This is a genomic window from Idiomarina sp. UBA3176, assembly GCF_002364295.1.
Classification (GTDB): Bacteria; Pseudomonadota; Gammaproteobacteria; order Enterobacterales; family Alteromonadaceae; genus Idiomarina; species Idiomarina loihiensis.
In genome coordinates, this window is the sequence record NZ_DEXU01000014.1 from 133735 (window position 1) to 155943 (window position 22209).

The following is a 22209-nucleotide window of genomic DNA, read 5'->3' on the forward strand; positions in this document are numbered from 1 at the left end:
AAATTAAAAACATGGCTCCCGCATCTCCTCTGGGTAAGGCAGCATACCGTTAATAGTAATTAATAAATCTAGATATTTCTCCACGCACTTTTCAAATTCTAGCGGGTTACCGATGGGACGATCTTTGAAAGCATGTATGGCATTCCTTCTCACCTGAACCAAATCGATGTATGGAAACCAATCATTGTCTAGTAACTCTTTTTTGCGATAGAACTGTTTGAGTTTTTCTAATGCTAATGAATCCGGACTGACGACCTCGCCTTTAAACTTAAAGTTTTCACCATCTTTTACATAGTCTAGGTAATACGCAGCTAGAAAGAGTTTCAATGTGCCTTCGATTAAAGCCCCTAAATTTGCCCAAGCCATGATCAACTGCCCGTGTTCAACTTCTTGAAAGCTCCAAAGCTTCAGAGTCTTAGAGAGCTCAACCTGCCAATCAAGACGAGACTTGGACATAAGATCTGCAGCTTCTTTGGGTGCCCAACCGTGACTGCTCCCCCAAAAAGAGGCCAGCTGTTTGTTCCCAGAAATAATTCTATCTATCATGCATTCATTCAAGTCCGCATCCCCTATTGCCGCATACCTATTAATACTTTATAGAGTTGTCTGGTCAAACTAGGGCATCGGAGCTCCAAATTCTGACGCATTGACTATGACAATTTCTTTACATAAGCGCAAATTGTCCTAGGCTGAATATGCCACTATTGGCAAGTCTAATTAAGGAAAATAATATGGCTGTGCGACACACACCACCAGACTCTGGAGAGAGCGTTGTTCATAAAGGTCAAAAAGGTGGTACAACAGGGTGCGGTGAAAATACGAACGACCATCCTTCACACTGGAGCAACACTACTGCACCGGTTACTTGCAAACGCAATGGATGTAAGAATTAACTAATAAGGGGCTAATAGCAGTACTGGCCCCGTTTAACTGAACTAATGCCGAATCACTGAATTTCAGCTGTGCAGAATCTTCCCTCCGACTATTGAACACCCCCTCCAATCCTAGGTTGCAGCATTTTGAAATGCTCAATAATATCCGACGAAATCGAGTGCGACTCTGCATACCGTTTAATGAACTCGTTCATCATAAACCGGTAACGAACAAATTCGTTACTGCATTCGAACTCGCGAAACGCACCATTTACTCGGTCATCATGACGTAAATTCAACCGGATTTCAGTTGCACTCAGAGCATAATAAAAAGCCAAATACTCTGATTTTAAAGGCCATTCCTCAAGGTTTTCGGGCAGCAGTGAATACGCGAGGCGATACTGAGAAAAAACACACCCGACATCGGAAAAGAACTGCAATAGCCCCTGAACATCGCCACGTGGCCACCCCAGGTTGTATCCTCGAAACGTTTGCGGTTGGTAATGGAAGAGTTCGCCGTTGGTTTTATCGAGTTCAACTTGTATCTGATTTTCAGCAGCTTCCAAAAGGCTCGAAGGTGCAAGCATGAAAAAACTCATATATTCCGGTTTCATAGTGGGTCCTTTTTAATTTCGTGGTGTGGAATTGATCGGACAGATGAAGCATTGACTGGTATTAGAACTTCAGCTAGTTATTGCTTCCAGCTTGCCTCGCATTTCCGCGTTTTCGATTAACAATTTTGCGTTTTGCTGTGCAAGACCATCGAGCTCGATCTGTAACTCATCAAGTTCAGCTTCCAACTTCTGGACACACTCATCTGCAGAGCGTTCACTTTCCTTATAATGCTCTAGTGCCTGTTCATGAGTCGTTTCAAGGCTTTTAAGGCGTCGCTCGAAGAGCTTCTGAGCATCAATGTAGCCAGCAATCGCCATATGCTCCATTGCGTGAGTGACTTTACCGATTAAGGTCTGGACGTTTTCGGCATAAACATTAGGAAGCGAATCAAACGTTAAGTTCTCTCGGTTGCAGTCATAAAGTGGGTCATCTCGATTATCACAGTAAGCCTGCCAAATACTCTTAATGCGAGCTAGCCCGCCACGGTCGCCCAGCTGAACGCGAATAGCGCCCGGATTCGGGCGCTTTCCTCGTTTTTCCAGCTCTAAGCCGGCGTCGATAATTTCCTGCTCCGTGACTTCTGGGTGACGAGCCATCGCAGTCTCCTTTTTCGAAATTAATTTAATTAATGAAATTAAAGTTTCGTGAGTACTTAGACAAAAGCCGGTGTATCAATCTCGGCCTCAGCAAGAAATGCCATCGATTGCTGACTGACCTTACTACTCTTAACTGAGCGAGCTAGAACGTCGTAGAGCAAGGCTTCGTTTTGACCGCATGTGTGCTCGCGAAAAATGCCAGACGTCCAGATATAACGCAGTTGATTAGCCAACAATGGTGAGTGGCTTTCAAGGTTATGTAACGCATCAGCACATACCTCGAGTGTCAGCAACTCAGGCTCGACCAGAGTACCCAGGGCGGTTTTCGTAGCACCAGCACTCAGCGTTCGTGTTTTACCGACACCGTGCAACAGCGCAGCGACAACCGCGACATCACGCTCAATATCCGTAAGCGCATGAACACCTGACACATTCCACGCAACCTCAACAGCATGCTCAATCAGGCCTCCGACATATGCGTGATGAGACCTGATGGTTGCCGGGCATTGCAGGAATGAGATCCCGATTTTTGGCTGGAGCAACACATCATCGATAAAGCGCCGCATTAACGTTGATTGGATGCGAGCATATAGCACCAGAAAGGCTTGAAACACCGCGGGTCGAGGGCATTGAGAGATTGGGAGAGCCGACAAGCTATTACCCAGACGCTTGCTGGCTGCAGCGCAAGTTAAATTCTTACATACCCGAACAGTTCCAACGCGAGTTGGTAGCGCTGCAACTTCAACATGGATCATGGTGTGCTCAAGAATAACCTCATCTGCAATTTGGTCATGTCGTGCAATAACTGTAAGGTCGCCAGAGCTATCAGAAAGCGTCAGTTCAAACACTTCATTGTCTCGCTCAGGCGAAACCGCCTTTAAAGCCGAAAGATAATAACGTCCGATAAAACGTCGATAAATGGCAGCATCAATCAAAAGCGGCTGTACAGTTTCACGAGTTGTTGTATTCATAGTCATTCTCCAAGAAATATTAAATCGTTAACGGGATAAGAGCGAAGCGCTGCGCTTACTCACCACCTGCCTTAAAGTCGTTGAAATTAGATTTGAGCAGCCGCTCGAAAGCTGAGCCGTCCTGGCGGGTCACGTTAGGTACATAGCGGGAGTACACCCGAAACAACATTTCTGTTGTTGTGTGGCCCATTTGACGGGCAATCCATTCAGGGCTCTCCCCTGCTGCCAGCCAGAGCGTGGCCGCCGTGTGGCGGGTTTGATAAGGACGGCGTTTACGTAACCCCAAATGCCGTAACAGCGGGTACCAGACGCGTTTAGTGACGTTGTTATGCGACAGCGGCGAGCCATTGCGTGTACAAAAGACAAACTTCATATCTCCTGTTGCCTGCTGCTGTCGCTTAAGCGCATCGAACACCAGCTGACTCATTTCAATCGCCCGGAACGAGCCATCAGTTTTGGTGCTCTGTATTTCACCGTTAACGATCGTGCTTCTGACCATGATTTGCCGACGTTCAAAGTCCACTGCATCCCACTGCAAGCCATCGATTTCCGCAGTTCGCATACCAGTGAAAAAGCGCACCGTGTAGTAGTCCCGAAAATCGGGGCGTACCTTTTCGATGATGAGGCGCACCTCATCGATGGAGAATGGTTCAACATCCGTACGTGGAACTTTAAGCGATTTAATTCCTTGGTAAGGTGAGCTAAAGTTATAGCGGTTGGCTGCTTCATTCAAAATCATGCGCAAAGGCGTCATGATGTGGTTTACCCGCGACGGTGATAATGGTCTTTTGTTTCGGGTTGTAACTTTGGCGAGTGAGGCCCGAAACTCAAGAACTTCCGCTTTGGTGATGCGGCCAACCTCTTTATCTCCAAACGCTGGAACCAGATAACCATTCAGTGTCCTTCTGACCGTATCTGCGTGAGATGTCCGCCACTGAATACGCATTTCAGCAAACCAGGTTTCCGCGAAATCACTGAAAAGCGGCGTGTCTAAATGCTGACTTTGTATCTGCATCGCTTTGAATTGCTCCACCCGAGGGCTATGCGGAAAGTGCTTGGCATAATCAAAGGTGCCGAGAGTAATCTCCGCTTCAATCCGATCAAGGAGCTTCTGCACCCGCTTGCGGTTCTCCTTGGTATCCGCAAGAGAAGTTTGCTCGCGACAGCGTTTGCCCTTGTATCGGAAATCGATGAACAATTTCCCGGTCTCGGGACGAGCGTTAATACTACCCATGAGCTACGGCTCCTTTTGCCATTGGAATAGCAAGCGAACTCGACGATTCCTGACCTATGTCACGCTGAATAGCTTCCCACAGAAACAAGATCTTTCTGCCTCCAAAAGGGCGGATGTAGTGAATGCCCTCATGCAGCACCGAATCTTTCAGCTGCTCTCGAATAGTGCGAGGATCATATTTAATCCTCTCTGCCAGTTCGGCAGTCGTTAAAAGCGTCATGTCATTTAACATGGCAAACTCCTCAGTTGGTTGATACACTGAATGGCATAACGTATTTCTAAACTTCAAATTGCCATCCTGAATGACATATTAACACGCAAAATATCATTTGCAATGTTTTTTTGTCATTTAAGATGACATTTCTTGAGAGGCAGTCATGATTAAGTGTCATTTAGCGCGGATGATGGGCGAGCGAAAGCTCAAGATAATGGACGTTGCACGCGATACTGGATTGAATCGCAATACCGTGACATTGTTGTATAAAGAAACCGCTCAGCGAATTGATTTCGCTGCTTTGGAAGCGCTATGTAGGTACTTCGATTGTGAAGTTGGTGAGCTTTTAGAGCTTGTCGAACGCTAAGTTGGCTGATTGTTTTACCGTGACGATAAGCCTATTGTATTCAAAACCTGTTACAGGCAGGTCCAATTTCTAGATTTGAATAGCCAAAGTAATGAATCCTATGAATAATTTAGTTTGTGTTAATGACTATAAATAGCCGCTTAAAGCAACTAGTAATTTTGGCTATTTCCGTTAGCATGACTTTATAAGCTGATGAAGTGTATTCAATAGCGCTTGAGGGAAGAATCAATGGATATGAGGTCGCTACCAACCCAATATACAAAAGTTTATGAAACCATAGACTACGATAACATTATGTATTTATATGATTATCATCCTTGGAACTCTGGTCAAAACCCAAAAATAGATAAAATCACGAATACCCTTTTAAACCTCAAGAATACTGAGTATAAACGGAGACAACCAGCTGTTAGGTTTTTCTTTAAAGTTTTAACTAATCGACAGATCACAAAGTTACTTGACACGTCTCCAAAAATATTTTGTGTCGTACCATCCCACTCGGAAAATAATGTTTCTGCAGGTCTTATCGAACTAATGGGTAATATCAAAGAAACGTATTGTTTTGAGAACGACGAAAATTATTTAAGACGAACAAGAACCGTTCCTAAAGCCGCTAATGGTGGACCTAGAAACCAACAACTTCATATAGATTCAATAGAGGTTACTTGCCCTGAAAAGATAGAAAATAAGACGGTTTACTTGTTTGACGATATAACTACCACTGGTAGCAGTCTACTTGCATGCAAGAGATTACTATTATCAGCTGGTGCGCAAAGAGTCGTAATGGTTGCATTGGGTCGAACTAATGATGATTAACGAAAAGAAGGCTTACTACTTTTATCAAGTGCTGACTCTTGCATTGATGAAAAAAAATGTAACTTCAGCTCGAATCAAAAAGGTATTACTAACGCCAGCAGCTGGGTCGCAATCTTTTGACCTGAAACATGCAAACTTACTACTGTCTCAACAACTTCCCAGTGCCGACTTGCTTAGTAACAAAAACTGGGATGATGCTAGATGGTTTCATGAGAAAAACAAATCCTACGGCGTTTCAATGCGCTGCATAAATGATCCGCGTTATCCAAATTATTTAAGAATAATTAAGGACGCTCCCCCAATGCTGTTTGTTCGTGGTAATAAAGATATATTTGACACCCTTCCTGGGGTTGCAATTGTTGGTGCTCGCGAGGCGACTGATGCCGGTAAAGAGATAGCTAGGCGCGTAGCTAAGTATTTAGCAGAAAACGATTGGGCAGTAGTAAGCGGATTAGCCCTTGGTATAGATGCAGCAGCCCATCGAGGTTGCCTAGAGGTTCAGGGTAAAACTATAGCTATATTAGCCGGTGGACTAGATAAACCAAGCCCCGCTACTAACGCTGACTTAGGGTTTCAGATTCTTGAGTCTGGTGGCGCCTGGATTTCAGAACATCCAGTGGGAGTGCCACCCAAAAAGCATCATTTTGTACCCAGAAATCGTATTCAAGTAGGTTTATCTGCTGGCTCAATCATTATAGAGGCAAAAATCAAAAGTGGTTCGTTAACACAGGCCAAATTTTGTGTTGACCAAAACCGCCCACTATTTGCTGTTGTCCCTCATCAGATTCATAATCCTCTTTCGTTAAATTCAGAGGGGACTATGCATATGGTCAACGACTTAAATGCGACAGCAATCTCCACAAAGGCGGATTACCAAAAAATTATAGAAAAACTCAGCCTAACAAAAAAGCACTTGGAAGATTACCAACTGAAAATATAAAACTTAAGGTTCCAAATGTCTGAAAAATTCATGCTGGAAGCTTTGAATATTTCCAAACAGGCACTCCCGCATTGTGAACCGAACCCTCCTGTCGGATGTGTGCTGGTTAAAGATGACGAAGTAATATCCAAAGGCTTTACGCAAGCTATTGGTGGAAGTCATGCAGAAGTAGAGGCTTTAAATGCTCATTCAGGGGACCTAAGCGGCGTTACTGCATACGTTACTTTAGAGCCTTGTTCTTTTGTCGGCCGGACTGCTGCTTGCGCGAGCACACTTCTCGCTTCGGGCATCAAGCATGTGGTTATCGCAATGCTCGACCCAGACATCAGAAACAATGGTAAAGGCGCAGAGATACTAACGGCGGGAGGCGTAAAAGTTGAGGTCGGCCTGTGTGCTGAACTGGTAGCACAGTTCCTTTCCCCCTATTTAGCAAAATCATAAATAGTTTCGCTAAAAACCAGAAAGCTATGGTTTAACAGGGATTAGGTTATAACCACACGGATTTTCAGTCTTTCCAGACCCCTAAACTCGATTAAAGGTTGAGCACTTCTGTTTACTGTAGTATTCCTATTCACGCTTAATACAAAGAATGGAGTCTTAGAATGAAAAAAGCATTGCTCTTCTTATCTGCAATTATACTAACAGCCTGCTCTCAGCCTGAAGAACCAAGTTTTGATTATAAAGTTTTAAAAGACGAATCAAAGCGAGATATTAAAAGGACAGTAGAAGTAATGCTTCCGGAAAGAGTGTCTAAAGAGACCCTAAGAGAAATCGCTGAAGAGATCTACAGTAAAGACAGCGACTATGACCGTGTATTCATTGCATATCGACTTAGAGAAAACCCGCAGGGTGTTTACTGGGCAAGAACCGACTACGATCCAATATTGAATGTAAATATTATGGGCAAAACTACTGCGGAAAAAGACGCTCTTGAATCAGTAGATCCCGGAATAGTAGGTGAGATAATAGGGAAGTGGGATGCCAAAAACGGTTTGGAGACAACGATGTATTTGTATAGCGAAAACGGAAAGCATTATATTGCTCAAGTCTTCGGGCCAGGTGAAATTGGCAAGCATGAAGTAACATTAAGCGATATAAAACACGGAACGAAAATTGAGGATGTTGAAGAAAACAAGTTTGGCGAATATTTCGTTATGAACGACTCAGGCTGGTTAGAGTTCTGGAGCGAGAACGGAAATTACTACACAGCTCCACCTGCTAAATAAAAATAAAGCATGTAGTGAGCCCATTACTTTTTCTCTGGAGGAGTTCGTTTTATTATTAGATTAGGCAAAGGTCAAAATTTACATCCGCTAATTTATCAGCCGCAACCACGGCCACAATCTGGACACAGAATGGACACAGCCCTGATCCAGCCTCAAATCAGTCACAACAGCTAGCGGTCACGCAGAAAAAACAGCAAAGAGAAGAATTTAGAGTAGGTAGGTAAGGCTGAACATCGCTGCAGGCCAGGGGAATGGCGCGCCCGACAGGAGTCGAACCTGTGACCTCCGCCTCCGGAGGGCGGCGCTCTATCCAGCTGAGCTACGGGCGCATTTCCAAATTTTGACTTCTAACCACTGTGCCTATTTACCGAATGACCTTTGCCTCCGGAGGGCGGCGCTCTATCCAGCTGAGCTACGGGCGCGTAGTTAGGAGTCTTCAGAGCAGGCGTGGATTTTAGGGAATATCCGCTGCAATGTCCAGTGCTGCAAACCGCGCATGTACCACTAACAATAACCTATAAGCTGCTCGGCTCGGCGCCGCAAGGCTTGTTTTAAGCTGTCGGGGCTTATAATGGTGAAGTCGAAAGGTAAGCGAACCAGCCACCAGGCAAACCATTCTGTGCTGTCTACCACGGTTTCAATAAATATCGCGTTGTCTTCCTGGGTTAAAATACTGGCGCTTGTGCCTAGCTCGCGGGTCGCTGTGTCCAGGTCCGTATGTAATAAAACTCGCACTTTCAGGTTGCCTGGCATGGCGCACAGGCTTTGTTTGAACTGCTCGGCAGCGTTGTAGTTTAAAGGCCTTTCAAAGGTTGCTTTAAGTAATGTCACTTCGGCTAAACGGTCTAATCGAAAGGTACGGAGCGCTCGGCGCAAATGGCAGAATCCGCCTATATACCAGTGTCCTAGCCTATAGAACATACCGTAAGGATCGAGCTCGCGCTGCTGCCCGGGCTCAGCTTTGCCAACATACACAACTTGTACCCGCCGCTGGCTCTCTATGGCTTCCATTAACGGCATTAATAACGACTGTTCCTGCGGCAGCCCAGAGTCGGGCAATAACAGGTTTGTATGCTGTGTAATGGAGCGGGCCCTTGCCTGAATATGCTCTGGCATAACGCGCTCAAGTTTCGCCTGAACGCTGGTCAACGCAGGCGAGGCATCGGTCAGCTGAAGACTCTTCGCTGCCAACAAGCCTAACGAGAGCGCCAGAGTTTCTTCATGAGTAAACATCATAGGCGGCAGCTTAAAACCGGCAACCAGCATATAGCCTCCATGAGGGCCATGCTCTGTGGTAACCGGAATACCCAACTCCTCAAGCGCACTGATATAGCGCCTGACTGTGCGTTTATCCACGCCTAGCATTTCTGCAATTTCAGCACCGCTCAAACGTTTGTGGGACTGCAATAACTCCAGTAAAGCGAGTACTCGTGTTGTCGGGCCGTTCATAATTTTCCTGATAAAAGGCGATGAAAATAAATTTAGATAAATATTTTTATATAGGACTAATTATGACCTATATAACCAATATAGTTCTTATCAGAAGTAAAACCCATAATAAAAAGGAGCTGAGCTATGAAAGAAAATATGTCTAAAAACAACAAAGAAATCGTTTTCTATACTAACCCTGAGTCCCGGGCACGCATTGTTCGTCGTATGCTGGAAGAGGTTGGCCAGCCGTATACGGTCAAAGTACTTAACTACAATGGCGAGATGAAAACGCCCGAGTATCTGAAAGTTAATCCGTTAGGAAAGGTGCCGGCAATACAACACGGCGATTTGGTTGTTACGGAAACCGCCGCCATTTGTGCCTACCTTGCCGATCAGTTTCCGGAAAAGAACTTAGCGCCACCGCTGGACAGCCCGGAGCGAGGAACTTACTACCGTTGGTTATTCTTTGCGGCCGGTCCGGTGGAAATGGCCAACAGCGCCAAAGCCTGTGGCTGGAACCTTGAAGATAACCTGCAAATGGTTGGCTCTGGTAGTCACGACGATGTTCTGAAAGCTCTTGAATTAGCCGTTTCTAAAGGACCTTATATTTGTGGCGAGCAGTTTACCGCGGCAGATGTATACGTTGGTAGTCATATTAGCTGGGGCATGCAGTTCAAAACGCTGGAGGAGCGCGACTCATTCAAACGTTATGTTGAACGAATTGAGAAGCGCCCCGCTTTCCAGCGAGCAACGAAACTCGATGACGAATTAAGTAAAGGCTAGAGCGTCTGAAAATAAGCAGCCAGAAGGCTCTGGCTGCTGACTCTTTTAATCACCGGTTTCCTGCTTCTGTTTTTTCAAATTCAGGTTATGGAAATCGAAGCTGAAATCGGTATAAGGCGCTACGGCTTCCAGCGTTGCACTGTGCACTTCATTATTGCGGTTCACGCTAAAGTCGATAAACGCATCAGCCTCCAGTAAAGGCTCGTCCCAGCGCACGATAAAAGTGTCGTCGTTATAATGCTCTAAGGTGCCTTGCAGCATAGGAGTGTGAGTAAAATTGATGCGCAGTTTGTCCTGCTCGTAGCTAATTTTTACGTCACCATACCAGGCGTCATTATAAGTACCGGCGTAGCTTTCCAGCGGCAGCGCGGCTCTTACTTTTTCAGGCTCTTCTACCTCGAACTCGGCTTTTCTTTTCATAAAGGCCTGATATTTTTGCTGCTCTTCCTCCACCCAGTCGCGGTCGGGCAAATCTAACAAGTCTTCTAGGGCTTCTTCGGTAATTGCGGTTAAACCACCAAAAGCCTGCTGGTTACTCAGAACTACCATGCCAAAGTTCTTTTCAGGTATCAGTGTGGTCAGCGACAACATGCCCAGAATGCCCCCGCTGTGATACACCCGCTTCACGCCCTGGTAGTCTTTTACGAACCAACCCATGCCGTAGCCACCAAAATACGTTCCTTGTTCAGCAGCTTCAGGTGATGTACCCAACGGTGTGGTTAACTGCCACATGGCCTGTTGCGAGTCTTCTGAAAAGAGGCGTTCACCCGATGGGCTCACGCCGCCCTGCAGCTGAGTGATCAACCAGTTACTTAAATCATCAACACTTGCTGCGGTCGCACCTGCTGCACCAAAATCTTCAAGAAAATCTAGCGGGAAACGATGCAGCTCACCGTTCATTTCAATAGTGCCTACCGCAACGTTGTCATTACTTTCAGGTATATGCGAAAAACCAATAACACTCTCGTCCATATTCAAAGGCTGAAAAAAGGTTTTCTCAACGTATTCTCTGTATGGCATGCCCGTAACCCGGTGGATAACTTCACCGGCCGTTACGAACATCAAGTTGTTGTAGGCGAAACGCTCGCGCAAACCGTGGTCAATAGGTACGTGCGCCAGCCCGGCAAGAATATCGCTGGTGGACTTATCGGTGTTAGGCCAGATCATTAGGTCGCCCGCTCCCAGACCAAGGCCCGAGCGGTGACTCAGGATATCGCGAATTGTTAGAGATTGAGTAATAGCCGGGTCGGCCAAACGAAACTCAGGAATGTAGTCTATAACTTTGTCGTCCCAGTTGAGTTTCCCCTGCTCTACCAGCGTTGCCATAGCCGCTGCGGTAAAAGCTTTGGTGTTTGAAGCAATACCAAACAGTGTATTGGCATTTACCGGCTCACCGCTGTCTATATCACGCACGCCGAAACCCTCGGCTAAAATCACTTCGCCGTCTTTAACCGCAACAACGGCCAGGCCCGGAATGTTAAACGCCTCCAGCGTTTCCTCGGCGGTATTGCGAATGCTGTCTGCGCTTTGCGCCCAAACAGGTGCACTGGCCAGCAAAGTAACGCCAAGCGAAACTGAACTTAATATTTTAAATAACGGTTTCATTTATCGGTTCCTTATTATCAATAGCCCTTAGTCAGCGTAAGCCGCCCGAATTTCCTCAACTTTTTTATCAATAGCTTCACGACTAAGCCACTGTCCGCGCACCATAACCCCTTGGTTCTCACGCAGGGTATCGGCGTTCTCCAGAGGATTATCCTTTAACAAAATAAAGTCAGCCCGGTGCCCGGCAGCAATGCGTCCAAAGGTATCCTCATCAGCAAAGTAATCACCTGCCGCTACCGTGGCGGAACGCAGAATATCAGCCATAGGTATACCCGCTTCTGACATCAGCTGTATTTCGTGGTGTATGGAGTAACCCGGAACACTGAATAACTGGGGTGCGTCGGTTCCAAAAATGATTTCCGCGCCGCCTTCGTGCAGGGCGTGCAACAGCTTTTGCCTATTTTCCTGCTGCACTTGCGCCTGTTCCTTATTAAAGTAACTGCTGGGGTTATCGTAATAGTTTAGCCAGCCTTCACGAACCGCCTTTGGTACCAACTGAATTTCCGGGTAGTCTTTCAGTTTGTCGGGATCAGCCGCACCTATCAGGGTTTTCCATAAGGCCTGGGTGGGCACAACCGCAACGTCTTTTTCCAGCGTCATAGAAACCAGCAAATCGAGTTCATCCTGCGTTATTTCTCTGTTCATAGCATCAACGTAAGCGAGATAACCGTCCAGGTGATCAATGGTTCTCTGGCCTGCCTCCATGGCGCGTTTTAATCCGACATCTGCCGGCACATGTCCGGCAAAGTCCATGCCCGCCTGGCGAGCCGTACTTGCCATGGCCTCATACTCTTCAAGGGTTAACCCGGGGTGCACTTTCAGTAAGTCCCACCCTTCATCGCGTTGTGCAATGACCCGCTTCGTCACCTGCTCAACCGACTCAATGGTATTGCCACTGAAGCTGGGGCCAGCTAAATACAACGTTGGACCCTGGCGCTTGCCCGACTCAATATCGGACTTAAGCTGCAACTGGTGCGGATAACCCAGCATGCCACGCACCGTTGTTACACCATTGGCAACGTACAAAAACAACATGTCGTCGGCGTAGCGTTTGGGGAAGTCACCAAAGTCTGTTGCCGGCGGCACATGACCGTGCATTTCTGCCATGCCTGGCAAAACGTATTGCCCTTCGGCATCAATGACCTGCGTATTGTCGTCAAAAGCAGGGGCTTCAGCGTTCGCAAACACACCGCTGATGTATCCGTCATTAACCACTAACGTCTGCTGCTCACTAACATTGGGCTCGCCCTTAAGCCAGTCAACAAGGGTCACGTTTTTAATGACATAATCAGCACTACGAGTTTCATTGTTCTGGGGCTCTGCATTGTTACACGCAGATAAAAATAAGGCCGCAACAGTTGCGGCCAGAAGGTGAGTCAATTTCATTTTGGTTGCCTCCGGCGTCAAGTCTGCCTTTAGCCTAGCGCAAGCTTACAATAAAGCCCAGCGGATAAGGCCGCCAACTAAAGTGACGGCCAGAACACCCAGACACCATAAGCCAACAAACCACAACCACTTCTTAAGTACAGCTTTCATCAGTCGTGGTATCCGCTGTCAGGGTCAACCTTGCCTCGGAACACCCAGTAGGTATAGCCGGTGTAAGCGAAAATTATCGGCAACAGGAACACGGCACCCACGAGTAAGAACTTCAGGCTGTTGTCCGGTGCGGCGGCTTCCCACAGGGTAATGCTGCGGGGCACCAAATAGGGGAATATGCTGACTGCAAAGCCGGTGTAAGCCAACAGGAACATACCCAAACCCCAAAGGTAGGGCCGTCCTTCCTGTTTTCTATGCAGCGAACGCAGCAAACCAATGGTCATCACCGCCAGCAGTATTGGCAAAGCCCACAGGCCAACAGAGGCCGGGTAAGTGAACCAACGCTCGGCAATAAACATATCGACATAAGGTAAGTAAAGGCTCACAAACGCAATGCAGGCCACCAGCAATATCGTGGTGTACCAGCCGGCACGGTAGCTTTGACGCTGCAGATCGCCGCTGGTTTTCATCACCAGCCAGGTCGCGCCCAGCATCATGTAGCCAATAACTACCGCCACACCACAGAAAATAGTAAATGGCGTCAGCCAGTCGAACCAACCTCCGGAATAAGCGCGGTCTGTTACCTGAATGCCCTGCAGCATAGCGCCCAGCATAATGCCCTGACTCATTGCCGCTATCAGCGAGCCGGTAATAAAGGATAAATCCCAGATACCTTTGGCGCGTTTGGTTTTAAAACGGTACTCAAAGGCCACGCCGCGGAAAATAAGCCCCAGCAACATGGCAATAACAGGCATATACAGCGCCGGCATCAGCACCGAGTAAGCCAGCGGGAACACCGCCAGCAGACCACCACCGCCCAACACCAGCCAGGTTTCGTTACCGTCCCAGACCGGCGCCACGGTGTTCATCATCACGTCACGGTCTTCTTCTTTTTTGAACCAGGGAAACAGCAGCGCTATCCCCAGGTCAAAGCCATCAAGTGCGACGTAAGCAAATACGGCGACCGAAATTAATATTGCCCAAATCAGTGCGTAATCCATAGCTTACACCTCCTCATCGTAGATGCGCTCAGCGGCCATAGTGGGCTTGTGTTTAGCGTAATCGGGAATGGCGACCTGTTCAGGGTTCCCCGCCATTTTGCGCAGAATGTAGAAGGTACCCGCACCAAAAACGAGGAAGTACACCACAATAAAGGCTATCAGGCTGCCCGCCACACCGGCTTTGTCGATGGGCGATGCCGCATCGGCGGTGCGCAGCAGGCCATAGACCACCCAGGGCTGACGCCCCACTTCGGTGACAATCCAGCCGGCAATGACCGCGACAAAGCCCATAGGTCCCATAAATAAACTGAAACGTAGCAAGGTTCTATTGTCGTACAGTTTGCCGCGCAGGCGCTGGAAGCCTGACCAGAGTCCGGCAAGTACCATCAGCATGCCCACGCCGACCATTATCCGGAAGGCCCAGAATACGGTAGCCACCGGCGGCCAGTCTTCCCGTGAATATTGATCAAGACCGGTCACTTCTGCGTCTATGTCGTGTTTCAGAATGATGCTGGCAAGACCGGGAACTTTCAGAGCATAATCCACTTCCGCAGTTTCCTGGTTCGGCACCCCGAATAAATACAGCGGTGCCCGGGCTTCAGTATGGAAGTGCCCTTCCATTGCCGCGACTTTCGCCGGCTGATGCTCCTGCGTATTTAGTCCGTGGAAGTCTCCGACAAGAACCTGCAGCGGAGCGACAATTAACGCCATCCACATGGCCATGGAGAACATTTTACGAGCTGCGGCGTTGGTTTTGTCTTTCAGCAAATGCCAGGCACCCACTGCGCCGACCACAAAAGCCACGGTTAAATAGGCTGCCAGCAGCATGTGCGCCAGCCGATAAGGGAAAGACGGGTTAAACACCACCTCAAACCAGTCGGTGACCACGAACTGCCCTACGTCATTCATCGCGTAACCGGCGGGCGTCTGCATCCAGCTGTTTACCGATAAAATCCAGAAGGCAGAAATAGCAGTGCCCACTGCCACCATCAGGGTAGCGAAGAAGTGCAGTTTCTCGCCCACCTTATTCATGCCAAACAGCATGACGCCAAGGAAACCTGCTTCAAGGAAGAACGCAGTGAGAACTTCGTAACCCATTAGCGGGCCAATAACCGGACCGGCTTTATCGGAAAATACCGACCAGTTAGTGCCGAACTGGTAGCTCATAACAATACCGGAGACCACGCCCATACCAAAGGCCACAGCGAAGATCTTCACCCAGTAACGGAACAGCTGCTGGTAAACCGGGTTGCGGGTTTTGAGGTACAGGCCTTCGAGAACCGCCAGGTAACTAGCAACCCCGATAGTAAAGGCAGGAAAAATAATGTGAAACGCGATGGTAAACGCGAACTGGAAGCGCGCTAAAAACAGTGCGTCAAAACTTTCAAACATAGCAAGCACCCTTAATTAAGGTTTGTCTCAAGTATACGCTTTTGTTGACAAAGATCAGGGGTGCCGATGTAAAACTTGTAGGATAAATACTAATAAATGCCATACTTTTTGTATGGCTAATGAACGAAAAACCTATACAAGTACTCTGGGAACCCGGCCGCTAACGCCGGTCAGCAAGTGCCAGGAAATAGTATCAGCACAGGCGGCGACTTCTCGCACGTCAATATTAGGGCCCCAAAGCTCGACATCATCGCCTAACTGCAGATTTTCAATACCGGTAACATCAATCGTCAGCATGTCCATAGAGACTCGTCCGGCCAAACCCACACGCTTTCCACGAACCATTGCCGGTGTGCCATTTTCCGCCTGCCTTGGGTAACCGTCAGCGTAACCCATAGCAACTGTCGCTATAACACTGGGTTTATCGGCACTCCAGCCGCTGCCGTAACCTACCGACTCGCCTTTTTCCAGCTGGTGCAATGCAATAACCGGAGCAACTAAGCGCATTGCAGGCTTCAGTTCTGCCTGCACTTCAGTCACCGTAGACGGATTCACACCATAAAGCAGTAAACCCGCTCTGGCCCAGTCATTATCCTGAAGTGACCACTGAGTATCCGGGTTTAAAAGTCCGGCTGAGTTGTGGAAGCTCCGTGCCTGATAGTCTTTAAGGGTTTCCGACAACTGGCAGAACTGCTGTTTTTGACGGGCGTTTAAACGATGCTCGGCATCGGCGTTGGCTAAGTGCGACATTAAGGTCACACCGGCGACATTCTTGCTCGCACGCAGGCGCTTTAATGCTTGCGGAGCCTGCTCTTCAGACCAGCCAAGCCGGTGCATACCGGTGTCCACTTTTAACCAGACCCACAAAGGGCTAGTCAACTGCGCTTGCTCAATACTCTCAAGTTGCTGTTCGCAATGCACCACCGGGCTCAGCTGATGTTCACAACACAGGTTCAGTTCAGTAGCTGAGAAGCAGCCCTCCAGTATTACCAAGGGCCCTTTATAACCGCTTTCCCGCACCGCCAAGGCCTCTTCCATAAAACCCGCAGCCATACCATCAACCAACTCTGTCAACGCCTGAACGGCGGGAGCTACACCGTGTCCGTAACCGTCAGCTTTCACTACACCCAGAAGTTTTCCACCCGCCATTTTACGACGTACCCACTTAGCGTTGTGCTGTATAGCGGAGGAAGAAATCTCAGCGCGAGTTTGCCGGTAATGCATGGGGTTTCCTTTTTAATTTTCGTCCAGCCTTTGGAAAAGGCCTTCAGTTTACCGTATTTTCCAACAACTTGAACGGAACTCTTTGCATCGCTCCGCAAGCTTGAGTAACGTAAAGCCATAACCCAAAAGGAGAATAACAATGTGGTTAAAGCACTCAGTCATTGCCGGTAGCTTAGCGCTACTTTTCACTTCCGTTCCAGCCTTATCACAAGAAACATTCCAGGCGGACGATATTTTCCAGCTTGAATACGCTAATCAGGTCAGTATTTCACCCGACGGCAAATACATTGCGTATATCCGCAACAGTTTTGACGACATGAAAGACAATACCCGGCGCTCATTATGGCTAATTGATACCGAAACCGGTCAACATTTACCGATTTTTGACGATCAGTTTAACTACGGCAGCCTCGCCTGGTCGAATGACGGTACTCGCCTTGCCTTTGCCTCTAACCGTTCTGAAAAAAACCAAATTCATGTGCACTGGATTAAAGAGCAACGCACCGCCAAAGTCACTCACGTAAGCGAAAGCCCCGGCAGTATTAGCTGGTCTAACGACGACACCCAACTGGCTTTTACTATGTCGGTTAAAGCCGAGCCTACGCCTTTTGCTAAAAGTGTGAAAAAGCCAACAAAACCTAAAGGCGCTAAGTGGTCTGACTCTCCCATTATTGTTCAGGAAGCCTATTATCAACGCGACGGCACCGGCGTTTTAGAGCCTGCGCACACACAAATTTTTGTCGTACCTGCAGACGGCGGTAGCGCGCGCCAGTTAACCGACGGCCCTTACCGACATGGCGGCCCACTTACCTGGGCAGCCGACGATAAGCATTTGATTTTTTCTGGCAACCGCTCTGAAGACTGGGCCTATCAGGTGAATGAAAGTGACCTTTACAGCGTAAGCCTGAGTTCAAAAGAAGTGACTCAGGTAACTAACAAACCCGGCCGCGAGTCATCACCACAGTTCTCACCAGACGGCGAACATTTAGCTTACTTACACAGCTCTAACGAGCCGGTGCCTTACCATAAGTCACAATTATGGATAATGGACTGGAGTGAGAGGTCGGAAACAGAGTTACAGGCTGACTTCGATCGTTCTTTCAGCTCGCCACAATGGACAGGCAATGAGTCGCTTGCGGTTTCATACGCCGATCAGGGCAAAACCGTAGTTGCTGATGTCACCTTGAGCAATGAGCTGACGAATCGGGTGGATGATGTTTCCGGTGTTTACGTCAGCCGTCCTTATACCATGGGCTCTTTTACGGCCTCAAAAACCGGTGCTATTGCCTACACAAAAGGGTCTGAATATCGCCCCGCCGATGTCGGTTATCAGCCACAAGATGGCGAAGCGGTTCAGTTTACTCAGCTTAATGAAGACCTGCTAGGTCACCGTGAGCTGGGTGAAGTTCACGAGATTCGCTATGAGTCGCGCTATGACGGCAAGGAGATTCATGGCTGGTACATTACTCCGCCAAACTACGATGAAAACAAAGAGTACCCGTTACTGTTAGAAATACACGGCGGTCCTCACCTGTCTTACGGTCCGCATTTTGCCGCAGAACACCAGCGCTATGCAGCCGAAGGCTATGTGGTGCTTTATGTAAACCATCGCGGCAGTACTTCATACGGTAAAGACTTTGCCATGCTGCTGGACGGCAACTACTCGTCACCTTATGACTTTGCTGACCACATGAGCGGCATTGATTTACTCATTGATAAAGGCATTGCCGACTCAGACAACCTGTTTATTGCCGGCGGCTCGGCAGGCGGTATCGCCACAGCCTATGCAGTCGGACTGACCAATCGCTTTAACGCCGCGGCAGCCACTAACCCCGTTATTAACTGGGTGAGTAAAGTACTGACAGCTGATAGCTCTATTGGTCAAATTACAAACCAGTTCCCGGGTATGCCATGGGAAGAACTGGAGCATTACTGGCAACGCTCCCCGCTGTCTATGGTGGGTGACGTTGAAACACCGGTATTGTTGTTCACTGGTGAAGAAGACCGCCGTACGCCAATATCGGAAACCGAGCAGTTCTATCAGGCGTTGAAGCTGCAAAAAGTCGACACCGCTATGGTACGTGTTCCAGGCGCTTTTCACGGTGTTACGGCTCGCCCTTCTAATATGATAGCCAAAATTGAACACGCGCTGGCGTGGTTTGAGCAGTATAAGAAATGAGAATAGCGACACTGGGCCCTGCCGGCACCTTTTCCGAGGTTGCGGCAGGGCTTTATCAACCCGAAAGGCAACACCAAATTCAGTTACTGGACAGTCTGGTGAGTTGTCTGGACGCAATTGGTAATGACTGCGACGCTGCAGTTGTGCCTATTGAAAATTTAACCGAGGGCTTTGTCTCTCCTGTTGTGGACTACCTGGTTCAGCGCCCACTACATATTCAGGCGGAAATTCGCATTCCGGTTGGTTTTCAGTGCCTGGCCAACAGTGCTGAACCGCAGCAAATATGGGCACAGTTCGTAGCCGCCGGTCAATGCAATCAGTATCTGAATGGATTGGGGCTTCCGGTTATACACACTGCGAGTAATGCGTTGTCGCTCGATGCGTTGCTGGCCACCGAAAAGCCATCTGCGGCGGTGGTTCCCAAGCACGTAAGCTGCCCCGCTTCATTACAGATTCTGAACAGCAACATCGCTGACAACCCACGTAACGAAACGCGCTTCGTGGTATTATCCGCAACATCTGAAACGCCGGAATTTGATAAAAGTACGCATTGGAAAAGCAGTTTGCTGCTCATTGACGACAACGATCACCCGGGCTTATTGGTCGACAGCTTACAGGTTTTTGCAAAACAGCAAATTAACTTAACCTCCATTGTTTCAAGACCGGCGGGAAGTCAGTTTGGTGACTATCATTTCTTTATTGATTTTGACGGGCACCTCAGCGAGCCAGGTATAGCAGCCGCTTTGCAGGAACTGGCGAAAATGAACAACATTCACTGGCTGGGTTCGTACCCGGCCGCAGCTATAGGGAATCAGTAATGTCTCTGGAAGTTATTAAACATGAGCCTGCGGGTAACGCCGATGCGGTTATTATTTGGCTTCACGGCTTAGGTGCGTCGGGTAACGACTTTGTACCCATGACAGAACACATAAAAATTAATAACGCGCAGATTCGCTTTTTATTTCCGCACGCTCCGCAAATGCCGGTCACCATAAACCAGGGCATGGTCATGCCAGCCTGGTATGACATTACCGACATGAGCATTGACCGCCAAATTGACAGCCAGCAGTTGCGCGAGTCAGTAGCGAAAGTGCACGCTATGATCGACGAACAAGTTGCTCAGGGCATCGACAGTAAGCGCATTATTATTGCCGGGTTTTCACAAGGTGGCGCAGTGGGTTATGAAGCAGCTTTGACTTACCCTAAACCACTGGCCGGTTTAATGGCGCATTCCACTTATTTTGCCACCGCGGGTGACATTGAGGTAAATGAAGCCAACGCGCAACTGCCTATTTTGGTTCAGCACGGCACACAGGACCCGGTTGTGCCGGAAGTTCTGGGACAAAAAGCCTGCGCGGCATTAAAAGAGAAAGGTTTTACAGTGACATATCAGACCTACCCAATGCCACATTCACTGTGTATGGAGCAGGTTCAGGATATGCAGAAATGGCTGAATGAGCGGTTCTAGCCGCTCATTCACAGAATTGTGACCGCTCTAAAAAGTTTAGCCAGCCAGCAGTTGCAGCTTTTCCGCCCAGCTGCTGGCCAGATTCTCGCCCCGTTCAAACGAGTCAATCATAATGTTCACGTGACCCACTTTACGCCCGGGACGTGCCTCTTTACCGTACCAGTGACAGTCGGCAGCGGCGGCTTCCCACAAGGCTTCAGGGATTCCGGCAACACCAATTACATTAACCATTAGCGTTGGCGCAATCAGCAAGTCCGGTAATGGCAAGCCGGTAATAGCACGTATATGCAAATTAAACTGATCGCAGTTAGCACCGCTCATGGTCCAGTGACCGGAGTTATGAACCCGCGGCGCCACTTCGTTCACCAGCAAGTGTTGGTTGTCTCCTTCACCGACTACAAAGAACTCAATGGCTAATACACCGACGTAGTCCAGCGCATTCGTCAGTTTCTGGTGGTGTTCTTTGGCTAAGGCTTCCAGTTCTTTAGAAAAGTGCTCAGCACCCGCCAGGCTATACGACAAAATGCCTTGGGTATGCACGTTCAACGTCAGTGGGAAGCAGCGCTGCTCACCTTTATGTGAACGCGCACCGACAACCGACACTTCATCGGTAAAATCGATCATATCTTCAACAATACCCGGACGCTGTCCGGCGTCTTCTGCAACGGTCGCAATGTCGTCACCCGGGCGCCAGCGCCACTGGCCCTTGCCATCGTAACCGCCTTTTGCCGATTTAATGACAACTGCATGGTCGCAGGCGTTTAAAATAGCGCTTAACTCAGCTGCGTTTTCGTATGCCTTCCAGGCCGATGTTGGTATATCCAGCTCATCGCACAGGGCTTTTTGAGAACGACGGTCAACCAGTTGATTAAAGCGTTCAGGTTGCAACAGAAACTTGTCGGCAGCTTTAGCCACCAACTCTTCACCTAAGTGCTCGTGTTCCCAGGTAGTGACATCAGCCCATTCATTCGCTTCCGCTAACGTAATCGATAACGGCTGCTGGCTACCCAATGCCATGACCTGATCTTGTCTGTCGCTGTATAAAACGCATTCATGACCCTGCTGAATAACCGCTTTACCCAGCATTTGCCCTAACTGGCCGTTACCAAGGATCAGAATTTTCATTTTGGTAGTTCCAGGTCTGAGTTAGCCATCACTTTTTCTTTTTGCGCTGTGCGGAATTCGTGTACTCGTTTGCGCACATCGCTGTCAAAGCTGCCAATAACCTGTGCCGCTAGTAAGCCTGCGTTTGCCGCTCCGGCATCGCCAATAGCCAGAGTACCAACAGCCACACCCTTAGGCATTTGCACAATGGACAACAAGCTGTCTAAACCTTTTAACTGCTTGCTCGGAACTGGCACACCAAACACCGGTATGGCCGTATAAGCCGCCAGCATACCCGGTAAATGAGCAGCACCACCGGCTCCCGCAATAACCACAGGTACACCATCTTGTTCCGCTTGTTCCATGGTGGATTTAAGTAAGTCCGGCGTGCGGTGTGCAGATACCACTTTAGCCTGCCATTTAATGCCCAGAGACTCGAGCATTTCTGCCGCTTTTTGCATTACCGGCCAATCGGACTGGGAACCCATTAGAATCAATACCGGAGCCATGGTGTCACCTTTTGTTTACTGTTTGGATGTGCATCTGCATTTGGAAAGGCGGGGATTGTAGCCATTGACCGCCTTAACTGCAAATTTCACGCATAATTATTAACCAAATTTATTAACTCAGTTTAG

23 protein-coding genes and 1 tRNA gene are annotated in these 22209 nt (G+C 48.4%); 9 read left to right on the top strand and 15 right to left on the bottom strand.

Translation table 11 applies throughout. The annotated features are described in order from the left end of the window. Positions 1–3: 3 nt before the first annotated feature. From B2U97_RS05495 to B2U97_RS05520, 6 genes are all read right to left on the bottom strand, one after another. Complete coding sequence (locus B2U97_RS05495; protein ID WP_286823402.1) at positions 4–546, bottom strand: hypothetical protein; 543 nt, start codon at positions 544–546, stop codon at positions 4–6. 436 nt (positions 547–982) lie between these two features. Then, complete coding sequence (locus tag B2U97_RS05500; protein ID WP_286823403.1) at positions 983–1486, bottom strand: hypothetical protein; 504 nt, start codon at positions 1484–1486, stop codon at positions 983–985. A gap of 69 nt (positions 1487–1555) precedes the next feature. Next, on the bottom strand, positions 1556–2083 hold the full coding sequence (locus tag B2U97_RS05505) for a DNA-binding protein (RefSeq protein ID WP_286823404.1): 528 nt from the start codon (positions 2081–2083) through the stop codon (positions 1556–1558). 56 nt (positions 2084–2139) lie between these two features. After that, complete coding sequence (locus B2U97_RS05510) at positions 2140–3054, bottom strand: hypothetical protein (protein ID WP_286823405.1); 915 nt, start codon at positions 3052–3054, stop codon at positions 2140–2142. A gap of 55 nt (positions 3055–3109) precedes the next feature. Next, entirely contained in the window at positions 3110–4288 is a 1179-nt protein-coding gene (locus B2U97_RS05515) for a tyrosine-type recombinase/integrase (RefSeq protein WP_286823406.1), read from the bottom strand. Continuing rightward, complete coding sequence (locus B2U97_RS05520; protein ID WP_286823413.1) at positions 4281–4520, bottom strand: hypothetical protein; 240 nt, start codon at positions 4518–4520, stop codon at positions 4281–4283. Before B2U97_RS05520 ends, B2U97_RS05515 begins: the two co-directional genes overlap by 8 nt. A 145-nt stretch (positions 4521–4665) precedes the next feature. On the opposite strand from B2U97_RS05520, the gene B2U97_RS05525 reads away from it, so the two are divergent. The 5 genes from B2U97_RS05525 to B2U97_RS05545 all read left to right on the top strand — a co-directional run bounded on the left by B2U97_RS05525 (position 4666) and on the right by B2U97_RS05545 (position 7851). Next, positions 4666–4869 (top strand): helix-turn-helix domain-containing protein, encoded by a 204-nt coding sequence (locus B2U97_RS05525; RefSeq protein ID WP_286823407.1) that lies wholly within the window; start codon positions 4666–4668, stop codon positions 4867–4869. A gap of 228 nt (positions 4870–5097) precedes the next feature. Next, a complete protein-coding gene (locus B2U97_RS05530; protein ID WP_286823408.1) occupies positions 5098–5685 on the top strand; it encodes a ComF family protein in 588 nt (195 codons plus the stop codon). Continuing rightward, entirely contained in the window at positions 5675–6625 is a 951-nt protein-coding gene (gene dprA / locus B2U97_RS05535) for a DNA-processing protein DprA (RefSeq protein WP_286823409.1), read from the top strand. The genes B2U97_RS05530 and dprA overlap by 11 nt, the downstream gene beginning before the upstream one ends. A gap of 15 nt (positions 6626–6640) precedes the next feature. After that, positions 6641–7066, top strand: a complete 426-nt coding sequence (locus tag B2U97_RS05540; RefSeq protein ID WP_286830323.1) for a bifunctional diaminohydroxyphosphoribosylaminopyrimidine deaminase/5-amino-6-(5-phosphoribosylamino)uracil reductase RibD — start codon at positions 6641–6643, stop codon at positions 7064–7066. Between the two features lie 161 nt (positions 7067–7227). After that, positions 7228–7851: a hypothetical protein gene (locus B2U97_RS05545; RefSeq protein ID WP_286823875.1), complete on the top strand. Its 624-nt coding sequence runs from the start codon at positions 7228–7230 to the stop codon at positions 7849–7851. A 252-nt stretch (positions 7852–8103) separates the two neighbouring features. Here the strand turns inward: B2U97_RS05545 and B2U97_RS05550 are convergent. Further along, a tRNA-Arg gene (locus tag B2U97_RS05550) sits at positions 8104–8180 on the bottom strand. A 175-nt stretch (positions 8181–8355) separates the two neighbouring features. Next, positions 8356–9300: a helix-turn-helix transcriptional regulator gene (locus tag B2U97_RS05555; RefSeq protein ID WP_034819316.1), complete on the bottom strand. Its 945-nt coding sequence runs from the start codon at positions 9298–9300 to the stop codon at positions 8356–8358. A gap of 126 nt (positions 9301–9426) precedes the next feature. Between B2U97_RS05555 and B2U97_RS05560 the strand changes: the two genes are divergently transcribed. After that, positions 9427–10065, top strand: a complete 639-nt coding sequence (locus tag B2U97_RS05560; RefSeq protein ID WP_034819318.1) for a glutathione S-transferase family protein — start codon at positions 9427–9429, stop codon at positions 10063–10065. A 45-nt stretch (positions 10066–10110) separates the two neighbouring features. Here the strand turns inward: B2U97_RS05560 and B2U97_RS05565 are convergent, their stop codons facing one another. From B2U97_RS05565 to alr, 5 genes are all read right to left on the bottom strand, one after another. Further along, positions 10111–11670, bottom strand: coding sequence for a serine hydrolase (locus B2U97_RS05565; RefSeq protein ID WP_286823874.1), 1560 nt, complete (start codon positions 11668–11670; stop codon positions 10111–10113). A 27-nt stretch (positions 11671–11697) separates the two neighbouring features. Continuing rightward, complete coding sequence (locus B2U97_RS05570; RefSeq protein ID WP_286823873.1) at positions 11698–13056, bottom strand: amidohydrolase family protein; 1359 nt, start codon at positions 13054–13056, stop codon at positions 11698–11700. 149 nt (positions 13057–13205) lie between these two features. Next, positions 13206–14207 carry a cytochrome d ubiquinol oxidase subunit II gene (cydB, locus tag B2U97_RS05575; protein WP_011233306.1) on the bottom strand — a complete coding sequence of 334 codons (1002 nt, stop codon included), beginning with the start codon at positions 14205–14207 and terminating at the stop codon, positions 13206–13208. A 3-nt stretch (positions 14208–14210) separates the two neighbouring features. Next, positions 14211–15599, bottom strand: a complete 1389-nt coding sequence (locus B2U97_RS05580; RefSeq protein WP_273025464.1) for a cytochrome ubiquinol oxidase subunit I — start codon at positions 15597–15599, stop codon at positions 14211–14213. Between the two features lie 132 nt (positions 15600–15731). Then, a complete protein-coding gene (gene alr, locus B2U97_RS05585; protein ID WP_034819326.1) occupies positions 15732–16823 on the bottom strand; it encodes an alanine racemase in 1092 nt (363 codons plus the stop codon). A gap of 139 nt (positions 16824–16962) precedes the next feature. Here alr and B2U97_RS05590 point away from each other — a divergent pair, with 139 nt between their 5' ends. The 3 genes from B2U97_RS05590 to B2U97_RS05600 are packed head-to-tail and all read left to right on the top strand — an operon-like array spanning position 16963 to position 20470. Beyond that, positions 16963–19002, top strand: a complete 2040-nt coding sequence (locus B2U97_RS05590; RefSeq protein ID WP_286823869.1) for a S9 family peptidase — start codon at positions 16963–16965, stop codon at positions 19000–19002. Continuing rightward, positions 18999–19820, top strand: coding sequence for a prephenate dehydratase (locus B2U97_RS05595; protein WP_286823868.1), 822 nt, complete (start codon positions 18999–19001; stop codon positions 19818–19820). Before B2U97_RS05590 ends, B2U97_RS05595 begins: the two co-directional genes overlap by 4 nt. Further along, positions 19820–20470, top strand: a complete 651-nt coding sequence (locus B2U97_RS05600; RefSeq protein WP_286823867.1) for an alpha/beta hydrolase — start codon at positions 19820–19822, stop codon at positions 20468–20470. The genes B2U97_RS05595 and B2U97_RS05600 overlap by 1 nt, the downstream gene beginning before the upstream one ends. Positions 20471–20506: 36 nt before the next feature. Here B2U97_RS05600 and B2U97_RS05605 read toward each other — a convergent pair whose 3' ends face one another. Together B2U97_RS05605 and purE are read right to left on the bottom strand one after the other, a co-directional pair. Next, positions 20507–21595 carry an ATP-grasp domain-containing protein gene (locus tag B2U97_RS05605; protein ID WP_286823866.1) on the bottom strand — a complete coding sequence of 363 codons (1089 nt, stop codon included), beginning with the start codon at positions 21593–21595 and terminating at the stop codon, positions 20507–20509. Next, entirely contained in the window at positions 21592–22083 is a 492-nt protein-coding gene (gene purE / locus B2U97_RS05610; RefSeq protein ID WP_011233299.1) for a 5-(carboxyamino)imidazole ribonucleotide mutase, read from the bottom strand. The genes B2U97_RS05605 and purE overlap by 4 nt, the downstream gene beginning before the upstream one ends. Positions 22084–22209 lie beyond the last annotated feature (126 nt).

What these genes read in the sequence shown, in the direction of transcription:
- B2U97_RS05560 (WP_034819318.1), top strand. Translation starts at nt 9,427, where the DNA reads ATGAAAGAAAATATGTCTAAAAACAACAAAGAAATCGTTTTCTATACT.
- B2U97_RS05520 (WP_286823413.1), bottom strand. Translation starts at nt 4,520, where the DNA reads ATGTTAAATGACATGACGCTTTTAACGACTGCCGAACTGGCAGAGAGG.
- B2U97_RS05545 (WP_286823875.1), top strand. Translation starts at nt 7,228, where the DNA reads ATGAAAAAAGCATTGCTCTTCTTATCTGCAATTATACTAACAGCCTGC.
- B2U97_RS05530 (WP_286823408.1), top strand. Translation starts at nt 5,098, where the DNA reads ATGGATATGAGGTCGCTACCAACCCAATATACAAAAGTTTATGAAACC.
- B2U97_RS05580 (WP_273025464.1), bottom strand. Translation starts at nt 15,599, where the DNA reads ATGTTTGAAAGTTTTGACGCACTGTTTTTAGCGCGCTTCCAGTTCGCG.
- B2U97_RS05590 (WP_286823869.1), top strand. Translation starts at nt 16,963, where the DNA reads ATGTGGTTAAAGCACTCAGTCATTGCCGGTAGCTTAGCGCTACTTTTC.
- B2U97_RS05510 (WP_286823405.1), bottom strand. Translation starts at nt 3,054, where the DNA reads ATGAATACAACAACTCGTGAAACTGTACAGCCGCTTTTGATTGATGCT.
- B2U97_RS05540 (WP_286830323.1), top strand. Translation starts at nt 6,641, where the DNA reads ATGTCTGAAAAATTCATGCTGGAAGCTTTGAATATTTCCAAACAGGCA.
- B2U97_RS05605 (WP_286823866.1), bottom strand. Translation starts at nt 21,595, where the DNA reads ATGAAAATTCTGATCCTTGGTAACGGCCAGTTAGGGCAAATGCTGGGT.
- dprA (WP_286823409.1), top strand. Translation starts at nt 5,675, where the DNA reads ATGATGATTAACGAAAAGAAGGCTTACTACTTTTATCAAGTGCTGACT.
- B2U97_RS05565 (WP_286823874.1), bottom strand. Translation starts at nt 11,670, where the DNA reads ATGAAACCGTTATTTAAAATATTAAGTTCAGTTTCGCTTGGCGTTACT.
- B2U97_RS05525 (WP_286823407.1), top strand. Translation starts at nt 4,666, where the DNA reads ATGATTAAGTGTCATTTAGCGCGGATGATGGGCGAGCGAAAGCTCAAG.
- cydB (WP_011233306.1), bottom strand. Translation starts at nt 14,207, where the DNA reads ATGGATTACGCACTGATTTGGGCAATATTAATTTCGGTCGCCGTATTT.
- B2U97_RS05555 (WP_034819316.1), bottom strand. Translation starts at nt 9,300, where the DNA reads ATGAACGGCCCGACAACACGAGTACTCGCTTTACTGGAGTTATTGCAG.
- B2U97_RS05570 (WP_286823873.1), bottom strand. Translation starts at nt 13,056, where the DNA reads ATGAAATTGACTCACCTTCTGGCCGCAACTGTTGCGGCCTTATTTTTA.
- alr (WP_034819326.1), bottom strand. Translation starts at nt 16,823, where the DNA reads ATGCATTACCGGCAAACTCGCGCTGAGATTTCTTCCTCCGCTATACAG.
- B2U97_RS05515 (WP_286823406.1), bottom strand. Translation starts at nt 4,288, where the DNA reads ATGGGTAGTATTAACGCTCGTCCCGAGACCGGGAAATTGTTCATCGAT.
- B2U97_RS05495 (WP_286823402.1), bottom strand. Translation starts at nt 546, where the DNA reads ATGATAGATAGAATTATTTCTGGGAACAAACAGCTGGCCTCTTTTTGG.
- B2U97_RS05505 (WP_286823404.1), bottom strand. Translation starts at nt 2,083, where the DNA reads ATGGCTCGTCACCCAGAAGTCACGGAGCAGGAAATTATCGACGCCGGC.
- B2U97_RS05500 (WP_286823403.1), bottom strand. Translation starts at nt 1,486, where the DNA reads ATGAAACCGGAATATATGAGTTTTTTCATGCTTGCACCTTCGAGCCTT.
- B2U97_RS05595 (WP_286823868.1), top strand. Translation starts at nt 18,999, where the DNA reads ATGAGAATAGCGACACTGGGCCCTGCCGGCACCTTTTCCGAGGTTGCG.
- purE (WP_011233299.1), bottom strand. Translation starts at nt 22,083, where the DNA reads ATGGCTCCGGTATTGATTCTAATGGGTTCCCAGTCCGATTGGCCGGTA.
- B2U97_RS05600 (WP_286823867.1), top strand. Translation starts at nt 19,820, where the DNA reads ATGTCTCTGGAAGTTATTAAACATGAGCCTGCGGGTAACGCCGATGCG.